Annotated in this window: 19 protein-coding genes and 1 tRNA gene; 3 read left to right on the forward strand and 17 right to left on the reverse strand. The window is 71.5% G+C overall.

Annotated features, from left to right (window positions below):
- Positions 1-67: 67 nt before the first annotated feature.
- The 3 genes from ACVW2K_RS17880 to ACVW2K_RS17890 all read right to left on the reverse strand — a co-directional run bounded on the left by ACVW2K_RS17880 (position 68) and on the right by ACVW2K_RS17890 (position 2,248).
- Complete coding sequence (locus ACVW2K_RS17880) at positions 68-1,213, reverse strand: branched-chain amino acid ABC transporter substrate-binding protein (protein WP_457203436.1); 1,146 nt, start codon at positions 1,211-1,213, stop codon at positions 68-70.
- A 215-nt stretch (positions 1,214-1,428) separates the two neighbouring features.
- A complete protein-coding gene (locus ACVW2K_RS17885; protein ID WP_457204089.1) occupies positions 1,429-2,055 on the reverse strand; it encodes an ANTAR domain-containing response regulator in 627 nt (208 codons plus the stop codon).
- Between the two features lie 4 nt (positions 2,056-2,059).
- Entirely contained in the window at positions 2,060-2,248 is a 189-nt protein-coding gene (locus ACVW2K_RS17890; RefSeq protein WP_155991933.1) for a hypothetical protein, read from the reverse strand.
- Positions 2,249-2,334: 86 nt separating this feature from the next.
- Here ACVW2K_RS17890 and ACVW2K_RS17895 point away from each other — a divergent pair.
- Positions 2,335-2,407: transfer RNA gene (locus ACVW2K_RS17895), tRNA-Leu, on the forward strand.
- Between the two features lie 3 nt (positions 2,408-2,410).
- On the opposite strand, the gene pyk is transcribed toward ACVW2K_RS17895, so the two are convergent.
- The 8 genes from pyk to trpC form a co-directional block, all read right to left on the reverse strand.
- A complete protein-coding gene (pyk, locus tag ACVW2K_RS17900) occupies positions 2,411-3,883 on the reverse strand; it encodes a pyruvate kinase (RefSeq protein WP_028635897.1) in 1,473 nt (490 codons plus the stop codon).
- 74 nt (positions 3,884-3,957) lie between these two features.
- A complete protein-coding gene (locus ACVW2K_RS17905) occupies positions 3,958-5,442 on the reverse strand; it encodes a glutamate synthase subunit beta (protein ID WP_028635898.1) in 1,485 nt (494 codons plus the stop codon).
- 107 nt (positions 5,443-5,549) lie between these two features.
- On the reverse strand, positions 5,550-10,100 hold the full coding sequence (gltB, locus tag ACVW2K_RS17910; RefSeq protein WP_457203437.1) for a glutamate synthase large subunit: 4,551 nt from the start codon (positions 10,098-10,100) through the stop codon (positions 5,550-5,552).
- A gap of 135 nt (positions 10,101-10,235) precedes the next feature.
- Positions 10,236-11,120, reverse strand: coding sequence for a prolipoprotein diacylglyceryl transferase (gene lgt / locus ACVW2K_RS17915; protein ID WP_457203438.1), 885 nt, complete (start codon positions 11,118-11,120; stop codon positions 10,236-10,238).
- Positions 11,121-11,131: 11 nt separating this feature from the next.
- The gene (locus ACVW2K_RS17920; protein WP_457203439.1) at positions 11,132-11,728 is read right to left on the reverse strand and encodes an SCO family protein; all 597 of its coding nucleotides are present in this window, start codon (positions 11,726-11,728) and stop codon (positions 11,132-11,134) included.
- Entirely contained in the window at positions 11,721-12,518 is a 798-nt protein-coding gene (gene trpA / locus ACVW2K_RS17925) for a tryptophan synthase subunit alpha (RefSeq protein ID WP_457203440.1), read from the reverse strand. Before trpA ends, ACVW2K_RS17920 begins: the two co-directional genes overlap by 8 nt.
- The gene (gene trpB, locus ACVW2K_RS17930; RefSeq protein ID WP_028635902.1) at positions 12,515-13,744 is read right to left on the reverse strand and encodes a tryptophan synthase subunit beta; all 1,230 of its coding nucleotides are present in this window, start codon (positions 13,742-13,744) and stop codon (positions 12,515-12,517) included. The genes trpA and trpB overlap by 4 nt, the downstream gene beginning before the upstream one ends.
- Positions 13,741-14,523, reverse strand: a complete 783-nt coding sequence (trpC, locus tag ACVW2K_RS17935) for an indole-3-glycerol phosphate synthase TrpC (protein WP_457203441.1) — start codon at positions 14,521-14,523, stop codon at positions 13,741-13,743. Before trpC ends, trpB begins: the two co-directional genes overlap by 4 nt.
- A 96-nt stretch (positions 14,524-14,619) precedes the next feature.
- Between trpC and ACVW2K_RS17940 the strand changes: the two genes are divergently transcribed.
- Positions 14,620-14,934, forward strand: coding sequence for a DUF4190 domain-containing protein (locus tag ACVW2K_RS17940; protein ID WP_028635904.1), 315 nt, complete (start codon positions 14,620-14,622; stop codon positions 14,932-14,934).
- Positions 14,935-14,956: 22 nt separating this feature from the next.
- Here the strand turns inward: ACVW2K_RS17940 and ACVW2K_RS17945 are convergent, their stop codons facing one another.
- Genes ACVW2K_RS17945 through ACVW2K_RS17970 form a run of 6 tightly spaced genes read right to left on the reverse strand, consistent with a single transcriptional unit; the run spans position 14,957 to position 20,214 of the window.
- Positions 14,957-15,403 carry a DUF2752 domain-containing protein gene (locus ACVW2K_RS17945; protein WP_457203442.1) on the reverse strand — a complete coding sequence of 149 codons (447 nt, stop codon included), beginning with the start codon at positions 15,401-15,403 and terminating at the stop codon, positions 14,957-14,959.
- Between the two features lie 18 nt (positions 15,404-15,421).
- Entirely contained in the window at positions 15,422-15,622 is a 201-nt protein-coding gene (locus ACVW2K_RS17950) for an HGxxPAAW family protein (protein ID WP_457203443.1), read from the reverse strand.
- A 42-nt stretch (positions 15,623-15,664) separates the two neighbouring features.
- A complete protein-coding gene (locus ACVW2K_RS17955; protein ID WP_457203444.1) occupies positions 15,665-16,252 on the reverse strand; it encodes a Trp biosynthesis-associated membrane protein in 588 nt (195 codons plus the stop codon).
- Complete coding sequence (hisI, locus tag ACVW2K_RS17960; protein WP_457203445.1) at positions 16,245-16,592, reverse strand: phosphoribosyl-AMP cyclohydrolase; 348 nt, start codon at positions 16,590-16,592, stop codon at positions 16,245-16,247. The genes ACVW2K_RS17955 and hisI overlap by 8 nt, the downstream gene beginning before the upstream one ends.
- A gap of 26 nt (positions 16,593-16,618) precedes the next feature.
- On the reverse strand, positions 16,619-18,415 hold the full coding sequence (locus tag ACVW2K_RS17965) for an ABC transporter ATP-binding protein (protein ID WP_457203446.1): 1,797 nt from the start codon (positions 18,413-18,415) through the stop codon (positions 16,619-16,621).
- Positions 18,412-20,214, reverse strand: coding sequence for an ABC transporter ATP-binding protein (locus tag ACVW2K_RS17970; RefSeq protein ID WP_457203447.1), 1,803 nt, complete (start codon positions 20,212-20,214; stop codon positions 18,412-18,414). Before ACVW2K_RS17970 ends, ACVW2K_RS17965 begins: the two co-directional genes overlap by 4 nt.
- A gap of 102 nt (positions 20,215-20,316) precedes the next feature.
- Between ACVW2K_RS17970 and ACVW2K_RS17975 the strand changes: the two genes are divergently transcribed.
- On the forward strand, positions 20,317-20,949 hold the full coding sequence (locus tag ACVW2K_RS17975) for a TIGR03085 family metal-binding protein (protein WP_457203448.1): 633 nt from the start codon (positions 20,317-20,319) through the stop codon (positions 20,947-20,949).
- The last annotated feature ends 73 nt before the right edge of the window (positions 20,950-21,022 follow it).

Below are 21,022 nucleotides of genomic sequence, written 5' to 3' on the forward strand. Positions count from 1 at the left end.
ATCAGCTGCGGCCGGAGGGGATCCCCCTCCGGCCGCAGCCTATGTCAGTTGTGTCAGTCGACCTGGATCAGGAGATCGCCTGCGGGTTGTCGACGTCGAGCTTGCCATCCTTGACGAAGTACGCGTAGATCTTCGACTCCTTGATGTCGCCGTTCTCGTCGAAGGCGATCGGGCCGCTGACGCCGTCACCGGTGTAGCTGCCGATGAAGGTGTTGATCTCCTCCGGCGTGGACGCACCGTCATCGAGCGCGGCGAGGAAGATGTTCGTCGCATCGTAGGACTGGGTGGCGTACAGGCCGCTGGCACCGAAGTCGGCCGGCGGCGGGCCGGCGGGAGCCGAGAGGACGGCGCCTTCGGCGGCGTCCGCACCGGCGACCTTCACGAAGTTCGGGTCCTCCGAGCCGTCGCCCGACATGAACAGGCCGGTGAAGCCGCCCTGGCGCAGCGCCTTGGCCAGCAGGCCCGCCTCGGTGTAGTAGCCACCGTAGAAGACGGCGTCAGCACCGGAGGCCTTGACCTTGGTGACCGCAGCCGACATGTCGGTCTGGCCGACCGAGATCTGGTCGGAGTCGGCGAGGGCGTCGCCCAGCGCGTCCTTGACCGTGCCGGCGAGGCCCTTGCTGTAGTCCTGGCCGTCGTCGATGACGAAGACCTTGGTCGCGCCGCCGTCACCGGTCAGGTACGCCGCGTCGGCCTTGCCCTGGGCGTCGTCGTTGCCGATGACGCGGTGCCAGGTGGTCCAGCCCTGCTGGGTGATCGTGACGTTGGTCGCCGACGGGGAGATCGACGGCAGGCCGGCCTCGAAGAAGGTCTTGCCGGTCGCCAGCGACTCACCGGAGAAGCCGGGGCCGATCAGGCCGAAGATGGAGTCGTCGTTGACGATCTGGGTCGCGAGGCCCGGCGCGGTGTCGGGGCTTCCCTGGGAGTCGAACTTCTTCAGGTTGACCTGGCAGTCGGGGTTCTTGTCGTTGTACTGGTGGAGCGCCAGCTCGATACCACCGACCATGTTCTGGCCGAGCGCGCCGGCGTCGCCGGTCAGGGCGCCCATGAACGCGAGGTTCTTGCCGCAGAGGGCGCTGCTGGCGCTGCCGTCGGACGAGCCGCCGTCGCTGCCGCTACCGCCGCCGCTGTCGCTGCTGCCGCAAGCGCTGAGCATCAGACCGGTCGCGGCCACGGCGGCCAGGACCCGGGCTGACTTGGTGAAGCGAATCATGGAAGTCCTCCATCGAACTCTCGGACTCCGGGCAGGTGGGCACGGAGCATCTCTCGATGGCGGACAACCTAGCGTCACTCGACACCCGCGCAGGGGGTTTGGGGCATCGCGTCTTCGACGGTTGCTGAATCGTGACCAACCCGAGAGCATCGCACGGGGCGTCCGATATCCGGTCATCATGCTGCAACGGAGTCTGAGGATCGGCCACGAGCCGGTCAGCCGGCGATGCCGGGGCCGTGCTCGATCACGCCGTCCGCGACCTGGCGCATCGACAGCCGCAGGTCCATGGCGGTCTTCTGGATCCAGCGGAAGGCCTCGGGCTCGGACAGGCTGAGCTGCTGCTGGAGCACGTTCTTGGCGCGCTCGACCGACTTCCGGGTCTCCAGCCGCTCGGTGAGGTCCGCGACCTCGGACTCGAGCACGGTGAGCTCGGCGAACCGGCTCACCGCCATCTCGATCGCCGGCACCAGGTCGGTCTGCGAGAACGGCTTCACGAGGTACGCCATCGCCCCGGCGTCCCGGGCCCGCTCGACCAGGTCGCGCTGGGAGAACGCGGTGAGGATGACCACCGGCGCGATCCGCTGGCCGGCGATCCGCTCGGCGGCGGCGATTCCGTCCAGGACGGGCATCTTCACGTCCAGGATGACCAGGTCCGGTCGCAGCTCCTCGGCCAGCTGGACGGCGGTGCCGCCGTCCCCGGCCTGGCCGACGACCTCGTAGCCCTCCTCGCCGAGCATCTCGGCGAGATCCATCCGGATCAGCACCTCGTCCTCGGCGATCACCACACGACGGGGCGCGGGGTCGGGGCTGGGCTCCGGGCCGGGCTGCTCGCTCACGGGCAGAAGGCTAACCGGCCCCCACGCGCCGTACCGTCTCGGACCGGAGCTCGAGCTCGTGCCCAGCCAGGAAGATCTCCACGTCCTCGCGCTCGACCCGCCGCCTGCTCAGCTCGGTCGCACCGTCCCGGGCGTTGGCGAGCGCCACGGCCTGGCTGACGCCGGCCCACTCCCACGGCTTCCACATGGCGACCTCCACGGCTCCGAGACTCGGTCGGTCGAAACTGTAGTAGATCACTCGACATCAGCCAAGGGGCGTTCGGTTAAGGTTTCTGGCGCCCGGCGGCCCCGGTATCCCAACGGCAGAGGAAGCGGTCTCAAACACCGTCCAGTGTGGGTTCGAATCCCACCCGGGGCACCCTCAGCGCGCGGAGCTGCGCCGGTACGCCGGGGCGACCTCGTTGATGGCGTCGCCCATCCGGTGGATGCGCAGCGCGTTGGTCGAGCCGGGGATGCCCGGCGGGCTGCCGGCGATGATGACGACCAGCTCCCCCTCCGAGACGCGGCCGATCTGGAGCAGCTGCTCGTCGACCTGCCGGACCATCTCGTCGGTGTGCTCGACCGACTGGGTCTTGAACGTCTCGACGCCCCACGTCAGGGCGAGCTGCGAGCGCACCTGGGCCAGCGGGGTGAAGGCGAGGATCGGGATCGGGCCGCGCAGGCGCGACATCCGCTTCGCGGAGTCACCGCTCTGCGTGAACGCGACGACGTACTTGGCCCCGACCCGCTCGGCCACCTCGGCGGCCGCCTTGGCGATCACGCCGCCGCGGGTGTGGGGGTCCCACTCGATCGCGGCCACGCGCGACCGGGAGTCCGCCTCCTCGAGCGCGTTCTGCTCGGTGGCGGTGATGATCCGCGCCATCGTCTCGACCGTGTGGACGGGGTACTCCCCCACGCTCGTCTCGCCCGACAGCATGACCGCGTCCGCCCCGTCGAGGACGGCGTTGGCGACGTCGGAGGCCTCGGCACGCGTCGGCGCCGGGTTGCTGATCATCGACTCGAGCATCTGGGTCGCGACGATGACGGGCTTCGCGTTGAGGCGGGCCTTCTCGACGATCCGCTTCTGGAGGAACGGGACGTCCTCGAGCGGGCACTCCACGCCCAGGTCGCCGCGCGCGACCATGAACCCGTCGAACGCCGCGATGATCTCGTCGAGGTTCTCGATCGCCTGCGGCTTCTCGATCTTCGCGATGACCGGCACGTGCACGCCCATGTCGTCCATGACGCGCCGGACGTCATCGACGTCCTTGGCATCGCGGACGAAGCTCAGCGCGATGAAGTCCACCGCGAGGCCCAGCGCGAACCGCAGGTCGCGCTCGTCCTTGTCCGAGAGCGCCGGCACGGAGACCGCGACGCCGGGGAGGTTGATGCCCTTGTGGTTGCTGACCTTGCCGCCGACCAGCACCTCGGTCACCACGTCGGTGTCGTCGACCGACGTCACCCGCAGCCGGATCTTGCCGTCGTCGATGAGCAGCGGGTCGCCGGGCTTCACGTCGCCCGGGAGCCCCTTGTACGTCGTGCCGCACACCTGGTCGTCGCCCGGCACGTCGCGGGTGGTGATCGTCCACTCCTGGCCGCGGCGGAGCAGGGCGGAGCCCTCGGCGAAGGACTCGAGCCGGATCTTCGGTCCCTGGAGGTCCGCGAAGATGCCGACCCCGTGGCCGCTGGCGTCCGACGCCTCACGGACCAGGCGGTACGCCTCGGCGTGGTCCTCGTGGCTGCCGTGGCTCATGTTGAGCCGGGCGACATCCATCCCGGCGTACACCAGCTCCCGGATGCGCCGCGGGGACGAGGTAGCCGGGCCGAGGGTGCAGACGATCTTGGCTCTACGCACGTGCTTCACCCTACCGCGACTTTGATCCTTCAAAGACCTAACCCCCGACCCGATGTCGTCCGCCGGCCCGCCGCTCACACGACGAGCGGGCGCTCCGTCGGCAGGATCGGCGCCGGCAGCGTCGTCGAGCCGGTCAGGAACCGGTCCACCGCGGCCGCGGCGGCGCGCCCCTCGGCGATCGCCCACACGATCAACGACTGGCCGCGACCCGCGTCACCGGCCACGAACACGCCGTCGACCGAGGACCGGTACGACGCGTCGCGGGCGACGTTCCCGCGCTCGTCGAGGTCGACGCCGAGCTGCTCGACGAGGCCCGCCCGCTCCGGCCCGGTGAAGCCCATCGCGAACAGCACCAGCTCCGCCGGGATCTCGCGCTCGGAGCCCTCGACCTCGGCGAACGTGCCGTTCTCGAACCGCACGTCGACCAGCCGCAGTGCGCGGACGTTGCCGTCCTCGTCGCCGAGGAACTCCTTGGTCGAGACGCCGTAGACCCGGCTCCCCAGATCTGCCTCGGCCGCCTCCTCGTGCGCCGAGGAGACCCGGAACACCATGGGGTAGGTCGGCCAGGGCTGGTTCGCCGGCCGGACCTCGGGCGGCTCGGCCATGATCTCGAGCTGCGTGATCGACGCGGCGCCCTGACGGGTCGACGTGCCGAGGCAGTCCGCGCCGGTGTCGCCGCCGCCGATGATCACGACGTTCTTGCCGGTCGCGGTGATCTGGCCCTCGACCTCCTGGCCGAGCGCGACGCGGTTCGCCTGCGGCAGGAACTCCATGGCCTGGTGGATGCCCCCGAGCTCACGACCGGGAGCCGGCAGGTCGCGGGCCGCGGTCGCGCCGATGGCGAGCACGACGGCGTCGTACCGCTCCCGGAGCTTCTCGCCGGTCAGCTGGTCCTCGCCGACCTGGACGCCGGCGCGGAAGACGGTGCCCTCGCGGCGCATCTGCTCGAGGCGCTTGTCGAGGTGCTGCTTCTCCATCTTGAACTCCGGGATGCCGTAGCGCAGCAGCCCGCCGATCTTGTCCGCGCGCTCGTAGACCGCGACCGTGTGGCCGGCGCGGGTGAGCTGCTGCGCTGCGGCGAGGCCGGCCGGGCCCGAGCCGACCACCGCGACGGTGCGGCCCGAAAGCCACTCCGGCGGCTGCGGCCGGACGAGGCCGGAGTCCCACGCCTTGTCGATGATCGTGACCTCGACGTTCTTGATGGTCACGGGGTCCTGGTTGATGCCGAGCACGCAGGCGGTCTCGCAGGGCGCCGGACACAGGCGACCGGTGAACTCCGGGAAGTTGTTGGTCGCGTGCAGGCGCTCGATCGCGCCCTCCCAGTCGTCGCGCCAGACCAGGTCGTTCCACTCCGGGATGATGTTCCCGAGCGGGCAGCCCTGATGGCAGAACGGGATGCCGCAGTCCATGCAGCGGCCCGCCTGCTCGGTGATGATCGGGAGCAGCGCACGCCCGGCACTGCCGGGGTAGACCTCGTGCCAGTCCTGGATGCGCTCCTCCACCGGGCGCCGCTCCGCGACCTCCCGGCCGGTCTTGAGGAAGCCTCTGGGATCAGCCATGCCGAGCCACCCCCTCCATTCCTTCGCTTCGCTCATCCATGTTGACGGAGCCCTCCATCATCGAGCGGACCGCGTGGAGCGCGGACCGCGAGGTGGGAAGCAACGTCTCAGCCATGGAGTGCCTCCATCATCGCGTGGGCGGTCTCGTTCTCGTCGAGGCCGTCGGCCTCCGCCTTGGCCTTCGCCTCCAGCGACTTGCGGTAGTCGGTCGGCATGATCTCGGTGAACCTGGTCAGCGAGGTCTCCCAGTCGGCGAGCAGCTCCTCGGCGACCGTCGAGCCGGTCTCCTCGAGGTGCGTGCGCACCAGCTCCTCGAGCTCCGTGGCCGCGTCGCCGGTGACCGGGCCGAGCTCGACCAGCTCGCCGTTGACCCGCTGCGGGGCCAGGTCGAGGACCCACGCGACGCCGCCGGACATGCCGGCCGCGAAGTTGCGACCGGTCGGTCCGAGGACGACGACCCGCCCGCCGGTCATGTACTCGCAGCCGTGGTCGCCCACCCCCTCGGTCACGGCTCGGGCGCCGGAGTTGCGGACGCAGAACCGTTCGCCCACTCCACCGCGGATGAAGATCTCGCCCGCGGTCGCGCCGTACGCGATCACGTTGCCGGCGATGATCTGCTCGTTCGCGACGAAGGTCGCGGCCCGGTCCGGCCGGACCACGATCCGCCCGCCGGAGAGCCCCTTGCCGAGGTAGTCGTTCGCGTCGCCCTCGAGACGCAAGGTCATCCCCCGGGGGACGAACGCCCCGAAGGACTGACCGGCGGACCCGGTGAACGTGAGGTCGATGGTGCCGTCGGGCAGTCCGGCGCCGCCGTACTTCTTGGTCACCTCGTGGCCGAGGATCGTCCCGACGGTGCGGTTCACGTTGCGGATCGCGACCTGGGCCCGCACCGGCTCGCCCTTCTCGAGCGCGTCCCGCGCCAGCGGCACCAGCTGCGTGACGTCGAGCGACTTCTCCAGCGCGTGGTCCTGCGACTTCGTCCGGCGCAGGTCCTGGTCGGGGAACGCCGCCCGGTCGGGCTGGTGGAGCACCGGCGACAGGTCGAGACCGGACGCCTTCCAGTGGTCCACGGCCTCCTCGACGTCCAGGCTGCCGACCTGGCCGATCGCCTCGTCGAGCGTGCGGAAGCCAAGGGCGGCCAGGTGCTCGCGCACCTCCTCCGCGATGTACTCGAAGAAGTTGACGACGAACTCCGGCTTGCCGGAGTAGCGCTCGCGCAGGACCGGGTTCTGCGTCGCGACGCCCACGGGGCAGGTGTCCAGGTGGCAGACCCGCATCATGATGCAGCCGGAGACCACCAACGGGGCCGACGCGAAGCCGAACTCCTCCGCGCCGAGCAGGGCCGCGATCACCACGTCCCGCCCGGTCTTCAGCTGGCCGTCGGTCTGCACGACGATCCGGTCCCGCAGCCCGTTGAGGAGCAGGGTCTGCTGGGTCTCGGCGAGGCCGAGCTCCCAAGGACCGCCGGCATGCTTGAGCGAGGTCAGCGGCGCCGCGCCGGTGCCGCCGTCGTGGCCCGAGATCAGCACGACGTCGGCGTGCGCCTTGGAGACGCCGGCCGCGACCGTGCCGACCCCGACCTCGGACACCAGCTTCACGTGCACGCGCGCCCGCGGGTTGGCGTTCTTGAGGTCGTGGATCAGCTGCGCCAGGTCCTCGATCGAGTAGATGTCGTGGTGCGGCGGCGGGCTGATCAGGCCCACGCCCGGCGTGGAATGCCGGGTCTTCGCGACCCAGGGGTACACCTTGTTGCCGGGCAGCTGGCCGCCCTCGCCCGGCTTCGCGCCCTGCGCCATCTTGATCTGGATGTCGTCGGAGTTCGTGAGGTACTCCGCCGTGACGCCGAAGCGGCCGGACGCGACCTGCTTGATCGAGCTGCGCCGCTCGGGGTCGTACAGCCGGTCCGGGTCCTCGCCGCCCTCACCGGTGTTGGACTTCGCGCCCAGCCGGTTCATCGCGATCGCGAGGGTCTCGTGCGCCTCCCGGGAGATCGAGCCGTACGACATCGCGCCCGTCGAGAACCGCTTGACGATCTCGGACACCGGCTCGACCTCGTCGATCGGGATCGGCTGCCGGCCGGCCTCGCCGGCGTCCCGCAGCCGGAACAGCCCGCGCAGCGTCATCAGCCGCTTCGACTGCTCGTCCACGCGGGACGTGTACTGCTTGAAGACGTCGTAGCGGCCGGACCGGGTGGCGTGCTGGAGCCGGAACACCGTCTCCGGGTCGAAGAGGTGCGGCTCGCCCTCGCGGCGCCACTGGTACTCGCCGCCGATCTCGAGCTCGCGGTGTGCGGGCAGGATGCCGCCGCGCGGGTACGCCGTGGCGTGCCGGCGCGCGACCTCCTCGGCGATCGTGTCGAGCTCGACGCCACCGAGCTTGGAGACCGTGCCGGTGAAGTAGCGGTCGACGAGCGCCTGCGAGAGGCCGACCGCCTCGAAGATCTGGGCCCCGGTGTACGACGCGACCGTGGAGACGCCCATCTTCGACATCACCTTGAGCACGCCCTTGCCGAGCGCCTTGATCAGGTTCGCGACCGCCTTCTCGCCGTCGGTCTTGACGTAGTAGCCCTCACGCGCGAGGTCCTCGACGGACTCCATCGCGAGGTACGGGTTGACCGCGGCCGCGCCGTACCCGACGAGCAGCGCCACGTGGTGGACCTCGCGGACGTCGCCGGCCTCGACGAGCAGGCCGACCTGGGTGCGGGTCTTCTCGCGGACCAGGTGGTGGTGCACGGCTCCGGTCAGCAGCAGCGACGGGATCGGCGCCAGCTCCGCGGTGGAGTGCCGGTCCGAGAGCACGATGATGCGCGCGCCGTCGGCGATCGCCGCGGACACCTCCTCGCAGATCTCGTCGAGCCGCTGCGCCATCCCCGCTCCCCCGCCCTCGACCGGGTAGAGGCCGCGGGCGACGTGGGTGATGAAGCCGGGCATGTCGCCGTCGCGGTTGATGTGCCGGATCTTGGCCAGGTCGTCGTTGGAGATGACCGGGAACGGCAGCTCCACCATCCGGCAGGACGCCGGCGCCGGCTCGAGCAGGTTCGCCTCGGGGCCGATGGTGCCGGCCAGCGAGGTGACGAGCTCCTCGCGGATCGCGTCCAGCGGCGGGTTCGTGACCTGCGCGAAGAGCTGGCTGAAGTAGTCGAACAACAGCCGTGGCTTCTCGCTGAGCGCCGCGATGGGGGTGTCGGTGCCCATCGAGCCGAGCGGCTCCCCGCCGGTGTTGGCCATCGGGGTGAGCAGGATGCGCAGCTCCTCCTCGGTGTAGCCGAAGACCTGCTGACGCCGGGTGACCGATGCGTGCGTGTGCACGATGTGCTCGCGTTCCGGGACGTCGCCGAGGTGGATCAGGCCCGCGTGCAGCCACTCGTCGTACGGGTGCTCGGCGGCGAGCTCGGACTTGATCTCCTCGTCCTCGATGATCCGGTGCTCGTCGGTGTCGACGAGGAACATCCGGCCCGGCTGGAGCCGGCCCTTGCGGACGACGGTCGCCGGGTCGATGTCGAGCACCCCGACCTCGGAGGCGAGGACCACGAGCCCGTCATCGGTGACCCAGTAGCGCGAGGGGCGCAGCCCGTTGCGGTCGAGGACCGCGCCGATCTGCGAGCCGTCGGTGAACACCACGCAGGCCGGGCCGTCCCACGGCTCCATCAGCGCGGAGTGGAACTCGTAGAACGCGCGGCGCTTGGCGTCCATCTCGGCGTGGTTCTCCCACGCCTCGGGGATCATCATCAGCACCGAGTGCGGCAGTGACCGGCCGCCCATGTGCAGGAGCTCGAGCACCTCGTCGAACGACGCCGAGTCGGACGCGCCCGGGGTGCAGATCGGGTAGAGCCGGTCCAGGTCGCCCGGGATCAGGTCGGAGGCCAGCAGCGCCTCGCGGGCCCGCATCCAGTTGCGGTTGCCCATCACCGTGTTGATCTCGCCGTTGTGGGCGATGAACCGGAACGGGTGCGCCAGCGGCCAGCTCGGGAAGGTGTTCGTCGAGAAGCGCGAGTGCACGACCGCCAGCGCGGAGGCCATCCGCTCGTCGAGCAGGTCGGGGAAGAAGTGGTCGAGCTGGTCGGTCGTCAGCATGCCCTTGTAGACCAGGGTCCGCGACGACAGCGACGGGAAGTACGCATCGGTCTCGTGCTCGGCGCGCTTGCGCAGGCAGAACGCCAGCCGCTCCAGCGCCATCCCGGTCACCCGCGAGCCGGCACCGGCCACGAACAGCTGGCTGAACGCCGGCATCACGCCCCGGGCCATCCCACCGACCTCGGAGTCGTCGGTCGGGAGGTCCCGCCAGCCGAGGACCGTGAGGCCCTCCTCGGCCGCGATCTCCTCGATCCGGCTGCGGGTCTTCGCGACCTGCTCCTCGTCACCCGGCAGGAACGCCGTGCCCACGGCGTACGCGTGCTGCGGCGGCAGGTCGAACTCGACGACAGCGCGCAGGAACGCGTCGGGGACCTGGAGCAGGATCCCGGCGCCGTCGCCGGTGTTCTGCTCCGCGCCCGCGGCACCGCGGTGGTCCAGGTTCCGCAGGGCACGGATGCCCTGCTTCACGATGTCGTGGCTGGCGACGCCGGTCAGGGTCGCGACGAACGCCACGCCACAGGCGTCGTGCTCGTGGCGGGGGTCGTACAACCCTTGGGGCGGCGGGAATGCGTGCGAGTACGGCACCGGGCATTCTCCCGTCGTCTCAGCGCCGCGACGACCCCACGACGTTGTCGGGGCCGGCGCCGGCGGTTCGGCAGTGCAAGTGCTGTGCAGGGGACGACATTGGCCCTAGCGGGGAGGTGTCAGGCTATCACCAGGTCAGCCCGAGGACTCCCCGTCCGTCGCCGCGTGGACGCCGGGCTGGTCGCGCTCGACGTACACCGTCTCCTCGCGCCCGGGCCGCCTCTTGGCACTCGCCACGAACCACACCAGCCCCGCGACGAAGAGCACGATCGAGGTCCAGACGTTGAGCCGCAGCCCGAACACGTCGTGGAGCTCCACGTTGTCGATCCGCAGCATCTCGATCCAGCCGCGGCCGGCCGTGTAGACCATGATGTAGAGCGCCAGGACGCGGCCGTGCCCGAGCCGGAACCGGCGGTCCGCCCAGATCAGCACGGCGAACGCGGCGAGGCACCACAGGCTCTCGTAGAGGAACGTGGGGTGGAACGTCGTGCCGGGCGGGTAGCCGGCGTTGACGGCGGTCTCGTCGCTCACCGACAGCCCCCAGGGCAGGTCGGTGGGCTTCCCGAAGAGCTCCTGGTTGAACCAGTTCCCCCACCGGCCGAACGCCTGGGCCACGAGGACGCCGGGCGCGCACGCGTCGAGCACCGGCAGCAGCTTGATGCCCTTGCGGCGGGCGCCGAGCACCAGGCCGAGAGCGCCGAGCGCGACCGCGCCCCACACGCCGAGCCCGCCGCGCCAGATGTAGAGGGCGTCGATGGGGTGCTTGCCGGCACCGAAGTAGAGGTCGTGGTCGGTCAGCACGTGGTACAGCCGGCCACCGACGAGGCCGAACGGCACCGCCCAGATCGCCAGGTCCTGGACCTCGCCGGCCCTGCCCCCGCGGGCGATCCAGCGCCGCTCGCCGATCCAGATCGCGGCGACGATGCCGAGGATGATCGCCAGGGCGTAGCCCCGGATCGGGAGCGGGCCGAGGTACCAGACGCCCTCGGGCGGGCTCGGGATCGAGAGCGCAGTCAGCATCGGCATCCCCGTCAGTCGTCGAGCAGCGTGTGGATGTCGGCGGCGAAGTCCGCCGACGAGGTCGTCTCGTTCCAGTACACCGAGCCCTCGTCGTCGGCGTCGACCCCGGTGATGGTGGTGCCGTGGGTGACGTCGTACCCGCCGGTCGGCAGCTTCTCGCCCTGGGTGATCCCGACGCCCATCGGCTTGGCGATGTCGATGATCGTGCGGAGGTCGCCGGTGAGGCCGATGAACTGCGGGTCGAAGTGCGCGAGGTACTGCTTCAGCGCGGACGCGGTGTCGCGGGCGGGGTCGGTGGTCACGAAGACCACGTCGACCCGGTCGCGGTCATTCTCGTCGAGCCGGGTCATCGCGGAGCCGAGGTTGGACATCACCGTCTGGCAGATGTCCGGGCAGTGCGAGTAGCCGAAGAACACCAGCGTCAGGGGGCGGTCGGTGTCCTTGGTGAGCGAGTACGGCTGGCCGTCGGTGTCGGTCAGCGGCGTGGCCGAGACGGGGAACGGCGGGTCGAGGACGTGCCCGTGCAGCTCTCCGTCGCCCTGCGCGGATCCGCCGCAGGCGCTGAGCGCGAGGAGGGAGGCGATCAGCAGGGCGGCGGCGCTACGCACGCCGTACCCCCGCAGCCAGGTCCTCGGTGAGCGCGGTGAGGGCCCGCAGGCCCGCGTCCCCGTCGCCGGGGTGGTCGAGGAGCGCGCGGACGAACGCCGAGCCGACGATCACGCCGTCCGCGTACCTGGCGATCTCGGCGGCCTGGGCGCCGTTGCTGACGCCGAGGCCGACACCGACCGGGAGGTCGGTCGCGGCCTTGGTGCGGGCGACGAGCGGGCCGGCCAGGTCGCTGGTGGTGGTGCGGGCGCCGGTGACGCCCATGACCGCGGTGGCGTAGACGAAGCCGCGGCAGGCGGCCGTCGTCATCGCGATCCGCTCGTCGGTCGAGGACGGCGCCACCAGGAAGACCTTGTCCAGGTCGTGCTGGTCGGCGGCCGCGATCCACTCCGGACCGCTGTCCGGGGTCAGGTCCGGCGTGATGAGGCCGGCCCCGCCGGCGTTCGCGAGGTCCGCGGCGAAGCGCTCGACGCCGTACCTCACGACGGGGTTCCAGTAGGTCATCACGAGCGTGGGCGTGCCGGTCGCCGCGACCGCCTCGACCGTGCGGAGCACGTCGGAGGTGCGGACGCCGCCCTCGAGTGCCTGCTGCGCCGCGGCCTGGATCGTCGGACCGTCCATGACCGGGTCGCTGTACGGCAGCCCGATCTCGACCACGTCGCAGCCGGCGTCGACCATGGCCCGCAGCGCATCGATGCCGCCCTGGACGTCGGGGAAGCCGGCGGGGAGGTAACCCACCAGCGCGGCCCGGCCGTCGGCCGCGGCCTTCTCGAACGCGGTCCGGGCCGTCACCGCGGCGCCTCCGTCCGGTTCAGGCCGAAGTACTCCATCGCGGTCTCCATGTCCTTGTCGCCGCGGCCCGAGAGGTTGACCAGGATGGTCTGGCCCGGTCGCTCCTCCGCGAGCCTGACGGCGCCGGCGACGGCGTGCGCGGACTCGATCGCGGGGATGATCCCCTCGGTGCGCGCGAGCAGCGCCATCGCGTCCATCGCCTCGGCGTCGGTGGCGGGGAGGTACGTCGCCCGGCCGGTCGCGGCGAGGTGCGCGTGCTGGGGGCCGACCCCCGGGTAGTCGAGGCCGGCGGAGATCGAGTGCGACTCGACCGTCTGGCCGTCGTCGTCCTGGAGCACGTACGTACGGGCACCGTGCAGCACCCCGGGGTCTCCGGCGTGGATCGTCGAGGCGTGCCGGCCGGTGTCGAAGCCCTCTCCCCCGGCCTCGAACCCGTAGATCGCCACGGCCTCGTCGTCGAGGAACGCCGTGAACAGGCCGATCGCGTTGGACCCGCCGCCCACGCAGGCCGCGATCACGTCCGGGAGTACGCCGTACTGCTCGAGGCACTGGGCGCGCGCCTCGTCGCCGATGCCGCGCGTGAAGTCGCGGACCATGCTCGGGAAGGGGTGCGGGCCGGCCGCGGTGCCGAAGAGGTACGCCGTGTGGTCGACGCTGGCCACCCAGTCGCGCAGCGCCTCGTTGATCGCGTCCTTGAGCGTCGCGCTGCCGGAGTCGACCGGGACGACCGTCGCGCCGAGCAGGTTCATCCGCGCCACGTTGAGTGCCTGGCGCCTGGTGTCCACCGAGCCCATGTAGACCGTGCAGTCCAGGCCGAAGTACGCCGCCGCGGTGGCGCTCGCGACGCCGTGCTGGCCGGCGCCGGTCTCCGCGATCACGCGGGTCTTGCCCATCCGGCGGGTGAGCAGCGCCTGGCCGAGCACGTTGCGGATCTTGTGTGCGCCGGTGTGGTTGAGGTCCTCGCGCTTGAGCAGGATCCGGGCGCCGAGCCGCTGGCTGAGCCGCTCCGCGTGGTAGAGCGGGCTGGGCAGGCCGGCGTACTCGCGCAGGATCGCCTCGAACTCCGCGACGAACGCGGGATCGGCCATCGCCTCGTGCCAGGCGACGGTCAGCTCGTCCAGGGCGGCGACCAGGGCCTCCGGCATGAACCGGCCCCCGAACCCCGTGACCGGGTCGCCGAACCAGCCGCGCTCGTCGGCGTCGAAGCGGGTCGGTGCCGTGCTCATGCCACCACTCCTGTCATCGCGGCGACCGCGGCCTCCGGGTCGCCGTCCTTCACCAGCGCCTCACCGACCAGCACCGCGCGGGCGCCTTCGGCCGCGAAGCGCCGCACGTCGGCAGGGCTGAAGATCCCGCTCTCCGCGACCTTGACGCGGTCGTCGGGGACGAGCGGCGCGAGCCGCCCGAAGGTGTCGTCGTGGATCGCGAGGGTCTTGAGGTTGCGGGCGTTCACGCCCACCAGCTCGGCGCCGAGCGCGACCGCCCGCTCGGTCTCCGCCTCGTCATGCACCTCCACGAGCACGGTGAGCCCCAGCTCGCTGGCCTCGTCGTGCAGGCGGCGGAGGGTGTCGTCGTCGAGGGCGGCGACGATCAGCAGCACCAGGTCGGCACCGGCCGCGCGGGCCTCGACGAGCTGGTAGCTCGTGACGATGAAGTCCTTGCGCAGGACCGGGATGTCCACGGCGGCGCGGACCGCACGCAGGTCGTCGAGGCTGCCGCCGAAGCGGCGCTGCTCGGTCAGCACGCTGATCGCGGCGGCCCCGCCCGCGGCGTACCGCTGCGCGAGCTCGGCCGGGTCGGGGATGTCGGCCAGGTCGCCCTTGCTGGGGCTGCGGCGCTTGACCTCCGCGATGACGCTGGAGCCCGGCGCGCGGAGGTGCGGCATCGGGTCACGCGGCGGGTCGGCGTCCGCGAGCGCGGCGCGGAGGTCGGCCAGGCTGGTCGCGGACTCCCGCTCGGCGAGGTCGACCCGCACGCCGGCGACGATCTCGTCGAGCACGGACATGACGCACAGTGTTTCACGCTGTCAGTGGCCCACGCGCATGGGTAGTGTCCCGCCCAACGGCCGGCAGACGGACGGCCTCGACGAAGGGTTCCACCTGTGAGCTACTCCGAACCGCCTCCCCCGCCGCCGCAGTACGGCGCACCCCAGCCGCCGTACGGTGGAGCGCCGGCGCCGAACCACCCGCGAGCCACGCTGACGCTGATCCTCGGCATCCTCAGCATCCCGTGCTGCGGCCTGTTCACCGGCATCCCGGCGATCATCCTGGGACGCGGCGCCCTCGCCGAGATCGACGCCAACCCCGGTCAGTACGGCGGTCGCGGCCAGGTCAACGCGGGTTACATCTGCGGCATCATCGGCACCGTGCTCTCGGTCGTCGGCATCATCGTCAACATCCTCGTCCGGGTCAGCTGACCCACCGACGCAGCGGGACCGGTCAGGGTGCCAGCCAGGCGCCGATCGCGAGGTTGCGGAGCACGGTGAACACCACCGCCGCGATGCCGAGCGAGACCAGGAAGGCCCGGGTCAGCCGCACGTTCGGCTCACGCACCCGGCCGGTCCACCGCTCGTACCCCCAGCGTCCGAGCAGGAACACCAGCAGCGGCAGCAACGCCACGAACAGGATGTTGCTCGAGGCCGCGGCGCCGACCTGGCCCCGGGTCAGGTCGTTGACCGCGCGCAGGCCCCCGCATCCCGGGCAGTAGAAGCCCAGCGCCGCACTGGGGCAGTAGCCCCACGACCCGCCGTCGTGCGGGTCGCGGACGTGGAGGGCGGCGGTGAGGAGCGCGAGCCCGCCGATCGTCACCGCGGGTCCGACGACCCGGCGCCAGCGCTGCTCCGACCACGCCGCACCCACCGGGGGCGGCGGCGCGGTCACGGTCATGGCTGGACCCTCAGCGGCTCAGTGGCCGGACTCGTGGAAGCCGAGCTTTGCCATCACGCCGAACACCACCAGCGACGCGACGCCGAGTGCGACGCCGACCCAGAAGATGGTCATGTTGACCGGGTCCAGCAGCAGGCCCACGGCGCCGACCACGAAGCCGAGCATGGCGACCGTGACGGCCGTCCAGGCAGCGGGGGTGTTGCCGTGGTTGTCAGACATGCGGGGCTCCTCCAGGGGAAGTCATGGCGTTGCTGGGACAGTCTATTCAGGGTCGGCGGCCGTCGGATCGCGACCCTCGTCCATGGCCTTCCACAGGTCCAGGGAGGACTGCTCCTCCGGCTCTGCCGCGATCGGCTCGGCGGCTGCCCCGGGCGCGTCGTAGCGGGCGCCCATCTCCGGCCACGCCGGCGCGAGCACGAACGCAGCCACCGCGGCCACCATCGAGAGCACCGCACCGACCGCGGCGGCCCACCACCACCAGGTGTGGCTGATCGAGGAGCTGGTCACCCCGACCTGGGCCAGCTCGTCGCGCAGCTGGGCGGGCACCTGGCTCCAGGCGACGAGCGTGGCGACCAGCGCCCCCGTGGAGGCCAGCGCGGCGAGAACGGCCACGGCGCGGCGTACCCGGCCGCGGGTCACCAGCACCACGCCCCAGCAGGCCAGCACCACCAGGCCCAGCGCGGTGACGAGCGGCATGTGGGCGTCGAACGAGATCAGCAGGCTCGACATCGCCCCCGCGGCGGCACCGCTGCCCGACACGGCCGGATGGTTGCCGGCGACCGCGGTCACCGTGCCGGCGGCGAGGCCGAGCAGCACGACCGGCCCGAAGGTACGCCGGCGGTCAGCCATCGGCGAGCAGGAGGTCGGCGTCGAAGCAGGTCCGGTCCCCGGTGTGGCAGGCGGCACCGACCTGGTCGACCTTGACCAGCAGGGTGTCGCCGTCGCAGTCGAGCCGGACCTCCTTGACCCACTGCACGTGCCCGGACGTGTCGCCCTTGACCCAGTACTCCTGGCGGGAGCGGCTCCAGTACGTCGCCCGCCCGCTGCTCAGCGTGCGGGCCAACGCCTCGTCGTCCATCCAGCCGAGCATCAGCACCTCGCCGGTGTCGTGCTGCTGGACGACGGCGGGCACGAGTCGGTCGGCGGAGCGCTTGAGGCGGTCCGCGATCGCCGGGTCGAGGGAGGTCACGGCACCCATTGTCCCCGCCGTGGCTATCAGCTGGCCTGCTGGGCGACCCAGCTGGCGTACAGCCCGGCGTACACCGAGCCCGCCTGCTGGGCGAGGACGGCGTGCGGGCCGCGCTGCACGATCCGGCCCTTGTCGACCACGATCACCTCGTCGGCACCCTCGGCGGTCGTGAGCCGGTGCGCGATCGTGACCGACGTACGGCCGCGCATCAGCCGCTCGAGCGCCCGGCTGATCCGCATCTCCAGGGCGGGGTCGACGGCACTCGTCGCCTCGTCCAGGACCAGCAGGTCGGGGTCGGCGAGCTGTGCGCGCCACAGCGCCACCAGCTGGCGCTCGCCGGCCGACATCGACTCGCCGCGCTGGCCCACCTGGGTGGCGATGCCGCCGGGCAGCCCCGCCAGCCAGTCGCCGAGGCCGAGGTCGTCGGCGGCCGCGACGATCTCCTCGTCGGTGGCGTCGAGACGGCCGTAGCGCACGTTGGCGGCGATCGAGTCGTCGAACAGGAAGCCCTCCTGAGGCACCAGCACCACGCTGCGCCGCATCGAGGCCTGCGCGATGTCGCGCACGTCGATCCCGTCCAGCAGCACGGCACCCTCGGTCGGGTCCATCAGCCGGGTGAGCAGCTTGGCGATGGTGGACTTGCCGGAGCCGGTCTCGCCGACGACCGCGATGCGGGTGCCGGCCGCGATCTCCAGGTCGATGTCGCGGAGCACCGGCGGGCCGCCCGGGTAGGCGAACGTCACGTCGCGGAACGTCACGTCCACCGGCTCGTGCGGCAGGGTCGCGCCGTCGGGGCCGGGGTCCACGAGGTCGGCGGGCGTGTCGAGGATGCCGATCACCCGGCGCCACGACGCGATCGCGTTCTGCGCGTCGGTGAGGATCTGGGTGCCCATCTGCACCGGGCCGACGAACAGCGACACGAGGAAGGCGAACGCCAGCACCGTGCCGGCCGTGATGTCGCCGGCGAAGCCGAGCCAGACCCCGACGATCAGCACGCCGGCGTTGGCCAGGCCCGCCGAGACGCCGCCGAGGGAGAACGAGATCACCGTGAAGCGCTGGGCGCTGGTGCTCGACGTCTTGTACTCGTCGATCGCGTGGTCGATCCGCGCCTGGGTGCGGTCCTCGACGGCGTAGGACCGCACGACCGCCGCGCCGACCACGGGCTCGGAGATCGCCGAGAGCATCGCGCCGACCTGCCGGCGCACCACGGAGTAGGCGTCCGAGAGCTTGCGCTGGAAGTAGCGGATCGACAGGAAGAGAGGAGCGAAGCAGACCCAGACGACGAGCGCGAGCTGCCAGCTGTAGATGACCATGACGATCGTCGCGACCAGCACCTGGCCGGTGCTCACGACGAAGAGCAGGCCGCCGTACACGAGGAACTGGCTGACCTGGTCGACGTCGCTGGTGACCCGCGAGACCAGGGCGCCACGGCGCTCGGTGTTCTGGGTGAGCAGCGGCAGGTCGTGGACGTGGCGGAACGCCTTGATCCGCAGTGTCGCGAGGCCGCGCTCGGAAGTGGTGAACAGGCGGGACGTCATCAGGTACGACGCGAAGCTCGTGACGGCGAGCGCGAGCGCCGCGGCGATGCCCATCTCGACGGTGAAGGCGACGTCCGGGCCGTCCGGGCCGTTGAGGCCGTGGTCGATGGTCCGCTGCACCGCCACCGGGACGATGACCTGGCCGATCGAGGCGATGAGCGCGAGCACCAGCGTCCAGCCGATGCCGTCCTTCAGCTCGGGTGAGAAGTGCACGCCGCGGCGGATCGTCGCGATCGCGCCGATCTCCTCGCCGGTGTCCATGCTCGTGCCGGCAGCCGTGCTCACTCCGCCTCCTGCATCTCGGCCGACGACTCGGCCGGCACGTCGGCGCGCATCTCGTAGGCGTTCACGAGGTGGGCGTACGCCGGGCTGCGCGCGAGCAGCTCCGCGTGCGTGCCCCGGTCGGCCACGCGGCCGTCCTCGAGGTGCACGACCTCGTCGGCCAGCGAGATCGTGGCCTTGCGGTAGGCGACGACGACCAGCGTGCTGTCGTGGCTGCCGGACCGGAGCGCCTCGAGGATCCGTGCCTCGACCTCCGGGTCGACGGCCGACGTCGCGTCGTCGAGGACGAGCAGCCGCGGCTTGCGGACCAAGGCGCGGGCCAGGGAGATGCGCTGCCGCTGCCCGCCCGAGAGCGAGGTGCCGCGCTCCCCCAGCTGGGTGTCCAGGCCGTGCGGCAGGGCGGCGACGAACCCGTCGGCCTGCGCCGCGCGCAGCGCCGCCCAGACCGCCTCGTCGGAGACGTCCGCCCCGAGGGTGACGTTGTCGCGCACCGTGTCGTCGAAGAGGAACGCCGTCTGGGCGACCACCGAGACCACCCGCGCGAGCTCGCCCCTGGCCAGGTCGCGCAGGTCGGTCCCGTCGAGCAGGATCCGGCCCTCGGCGGGGTCGACCAGCCGGGCCATCAGGTTGGTGAGCGTGCTCTTGCCGGACGCGGTCGCACCGACCAGCGCGACCGTGCGGCCGGGCTCGACGGTGAACGTCACGTCCTCGAGCAGGTGCTGCTCCGGGTCGTACCGGTACGCCAGGCCCTCGACCGCGAGCCGGGCGCCGGCCTGCGAGCGGACCGCCGGCGCGTCGCCGTACTGCATCTCGCCGGTGGCGCGCAGCACGCTGCGCACCCGGTTGAAGCCGACGACGCTGCGCGGGAACTCGCCGAGCAGCCAGCCGATCGAGCGGATCGGGAACGCGACGATCGTGAGGAGGTAGGCGACGGTCACGACGTCACCGGCGTCGGTGGCACCGCCGAGCACCCGCTCGACGCCGACGGCGAGGACGACGAGGACGCCGAGGCTGGGAAGCGCGGCCAGGGTCGGGTCGAACGCCGCGCGGATCCGGCCGGCCCGCATGTTGACGTCGCGCAGCCGGTGGGCGGTCTCGGCGAACCGCTCCGTCTCCTCGGACTCGCGGCCCAGGGTCTTGACGACCATCGCGCCGTCGAAGGACTCGTGCGCGACCTCGCTGAGCTCGGCGCGCAGCTGCTGCGCCTTCGTCATGAGCGGCGAGGAGTAGCGCTGGTAGAAGAGGTTCGCGACGACCACGGCCGGGAACACCAGCAGGCCGACGACGGCCATCACGACGTCCGCGAGGAACATCTGCACGATCGCGATCACCATCATCGCGACGGTGCCGACCGCCATCGGCAGCGGCGCGATCGGGCCCCAGGCGGCCTCGACGTCGGAGTTGGCGTTCGAGAGCAGCTGCCCGGTCGGGTGACGCTGGTGCCACTCCATCGGGAGGGAGAGGTACTGCCGGGTCACGGCACGACGGGTGTGCGCCTGCATGCGGTACTGCATGACGCCCGCTCCGAGCCGGCGGGCCACGATCCCGACCGCGCGCAGCAGCGCCACTCCGAGGAACAGCGCGAACACCGCCCACAGCAGCGAGCTGTCGATCTCGCCGTTCTCGAAGGCCGGCAGCACGACGTGGTCGGTGGCCCAGCCGAGGACCCACGCGTCGGCGACGGTGAGCGCGCCGAACAGCACGCTGCCGATCGTGGAGAGGGTGAAGATCAGCGGCTCGCGGCGGATCGCGACCCCGAGTACGGCGAAGCCCGCGCTCGTCGTACCCCGTCTCTTCGCCACCTGCCCACCTCTCTGTCCGCGGGCCAACCCGCGGACGGGTCAGCCTATTCCCACCCACTGACATCGGGACGGGTGCCGTCGCGACCGCCGTATCCTCCCGACATGACCGAGTACCTGGCGCTGCGCGAGCGGATCGCTCTGTGCTACCTCGCCCTCGCGCTCGGACCCGACGCGCCGACGCTCTGCGAGGGATGGGACGCCCAGGACCTGGTCGCGCACCTGCTCGTGCGCGAGCGCAACCCGATCTCGTCGCTCGGCAACATCGTGCCCCCGCTCGCGGGTCTCAATGCGCGGGCGATGGAGCGCCGGAAGGCGAAGTCCTTCGAGGTGCAGGTCGAGAAGCTCCGGACGCCGTCGCCGCTCCTGCGTGCCCTGCGGCCGGTCGACAAGATGATCAACACGTTCGAGATGGTCGTGCACCACGAGGACCTGCGTCGCGGCGAGGGCGGCTGGGAGCCGCGTGACCTCGCGCCCGCCGACGCCGAGGTGATCTGGTCGCAGCTGAGCCGGGGCGGTGCCTTCTTCGGCCGCAAGCTCCCGGTCCCGACCGTCCTGCGCCGCTCCGACACCGGCGCCTCGGCGACGATGCGCAAGGGCGACCACCCGGTCACCGTCAGCGGACCCGTGGTCGAGCTGGTGCTGTTCCTGTTCGGGCGGTCGGCCATCCGGGACGTCAGCTTCGAGGGGCCCGAGGACCGCGTCGCCGCGCTCCGGGCCGCCGATCTGGGGGCATGAGGCACCCAGAAGGGTGAGCAAGTGGCAACTGTTGCCAATTCGGCGGCGAACGGTTCGTCCATACTTTTTCTGA

It is taken from the genome of Nocardioides sp. HB32, from assembly GCF_054058995.1.

What these genes read in the sequence shown, in the direction of transcription:
- ACVW2K_RS17880 (WP_457203436.1), bottom strand. Translation starts at nt 1,213, where the DNA reads ATGATTCGCTTCACCAAGTCAGCCCGGGTCCTGGCCGCCGTGGCCGCG.
- ACVW2K_RS17905 (WP_028635898.1), bottom strand. Translation starts at nt 5,442, where the DNA reads ATGGCTGATCCCAGAGGCTTCCTCAAGACCGGCCGGGAGGTCGCGGAG.
- lgt (WP_457203438.1), bottom strand. Translation starts at nt 11,120, where the DNA reads ATGCTGACTGCGCTCTCGATCCCGAGCCCGCCCGAGGGCGTCTGGTAC.
- trpB (WP_028635902.1), bottom strand. Translation starts at nt 13,744, where the DNA reads ATGAGCACGGCACCGACCCGCTTCGACGCCGACGAGCGCGGCTGGTTC.
- trpC (WP_457203441.1), bottom strand. Translation starts at nt 14,523, where the DNA reads ATGTCCGTGCTCGACGAGATCGTCGCCGGCGTGCGGGTCGACCTCGCC.
- ACVW2K_RS17945 (WP_457203442.1), bottom strand. Translation starts at nt 15,403, where the DNA reads ATGACCGTGACCGCGCCGCCGCCCCCGGTGGGTGCGGCGTGGTCGGAG.
- ACVW2K_RS17950 (WP_457203443.1), bottom strand. Translation starts at nt 15,622, where the DNA reads ATGTCTGACAACCACGGCAACACCCCCGCTGCCTGGACGGCCGTCACG.
- ACVW2K_RS17955 (WP_457203444.1), bottom strand. Translation starts at nt 16,252, where the DNA reads ATGGCTGACCGCCGGCGTACCTTCGGGCCGGTCGTGCTGCTCGGCCTC.
- ACVW2K_RS17975 (WP_457203448.1), top strand. Translation starts at nt 20,317, where the DNA reads ATGACCGAGTACCTGGCGCTGCGCGAGCGGATCGCTCTGTGCTACCTC.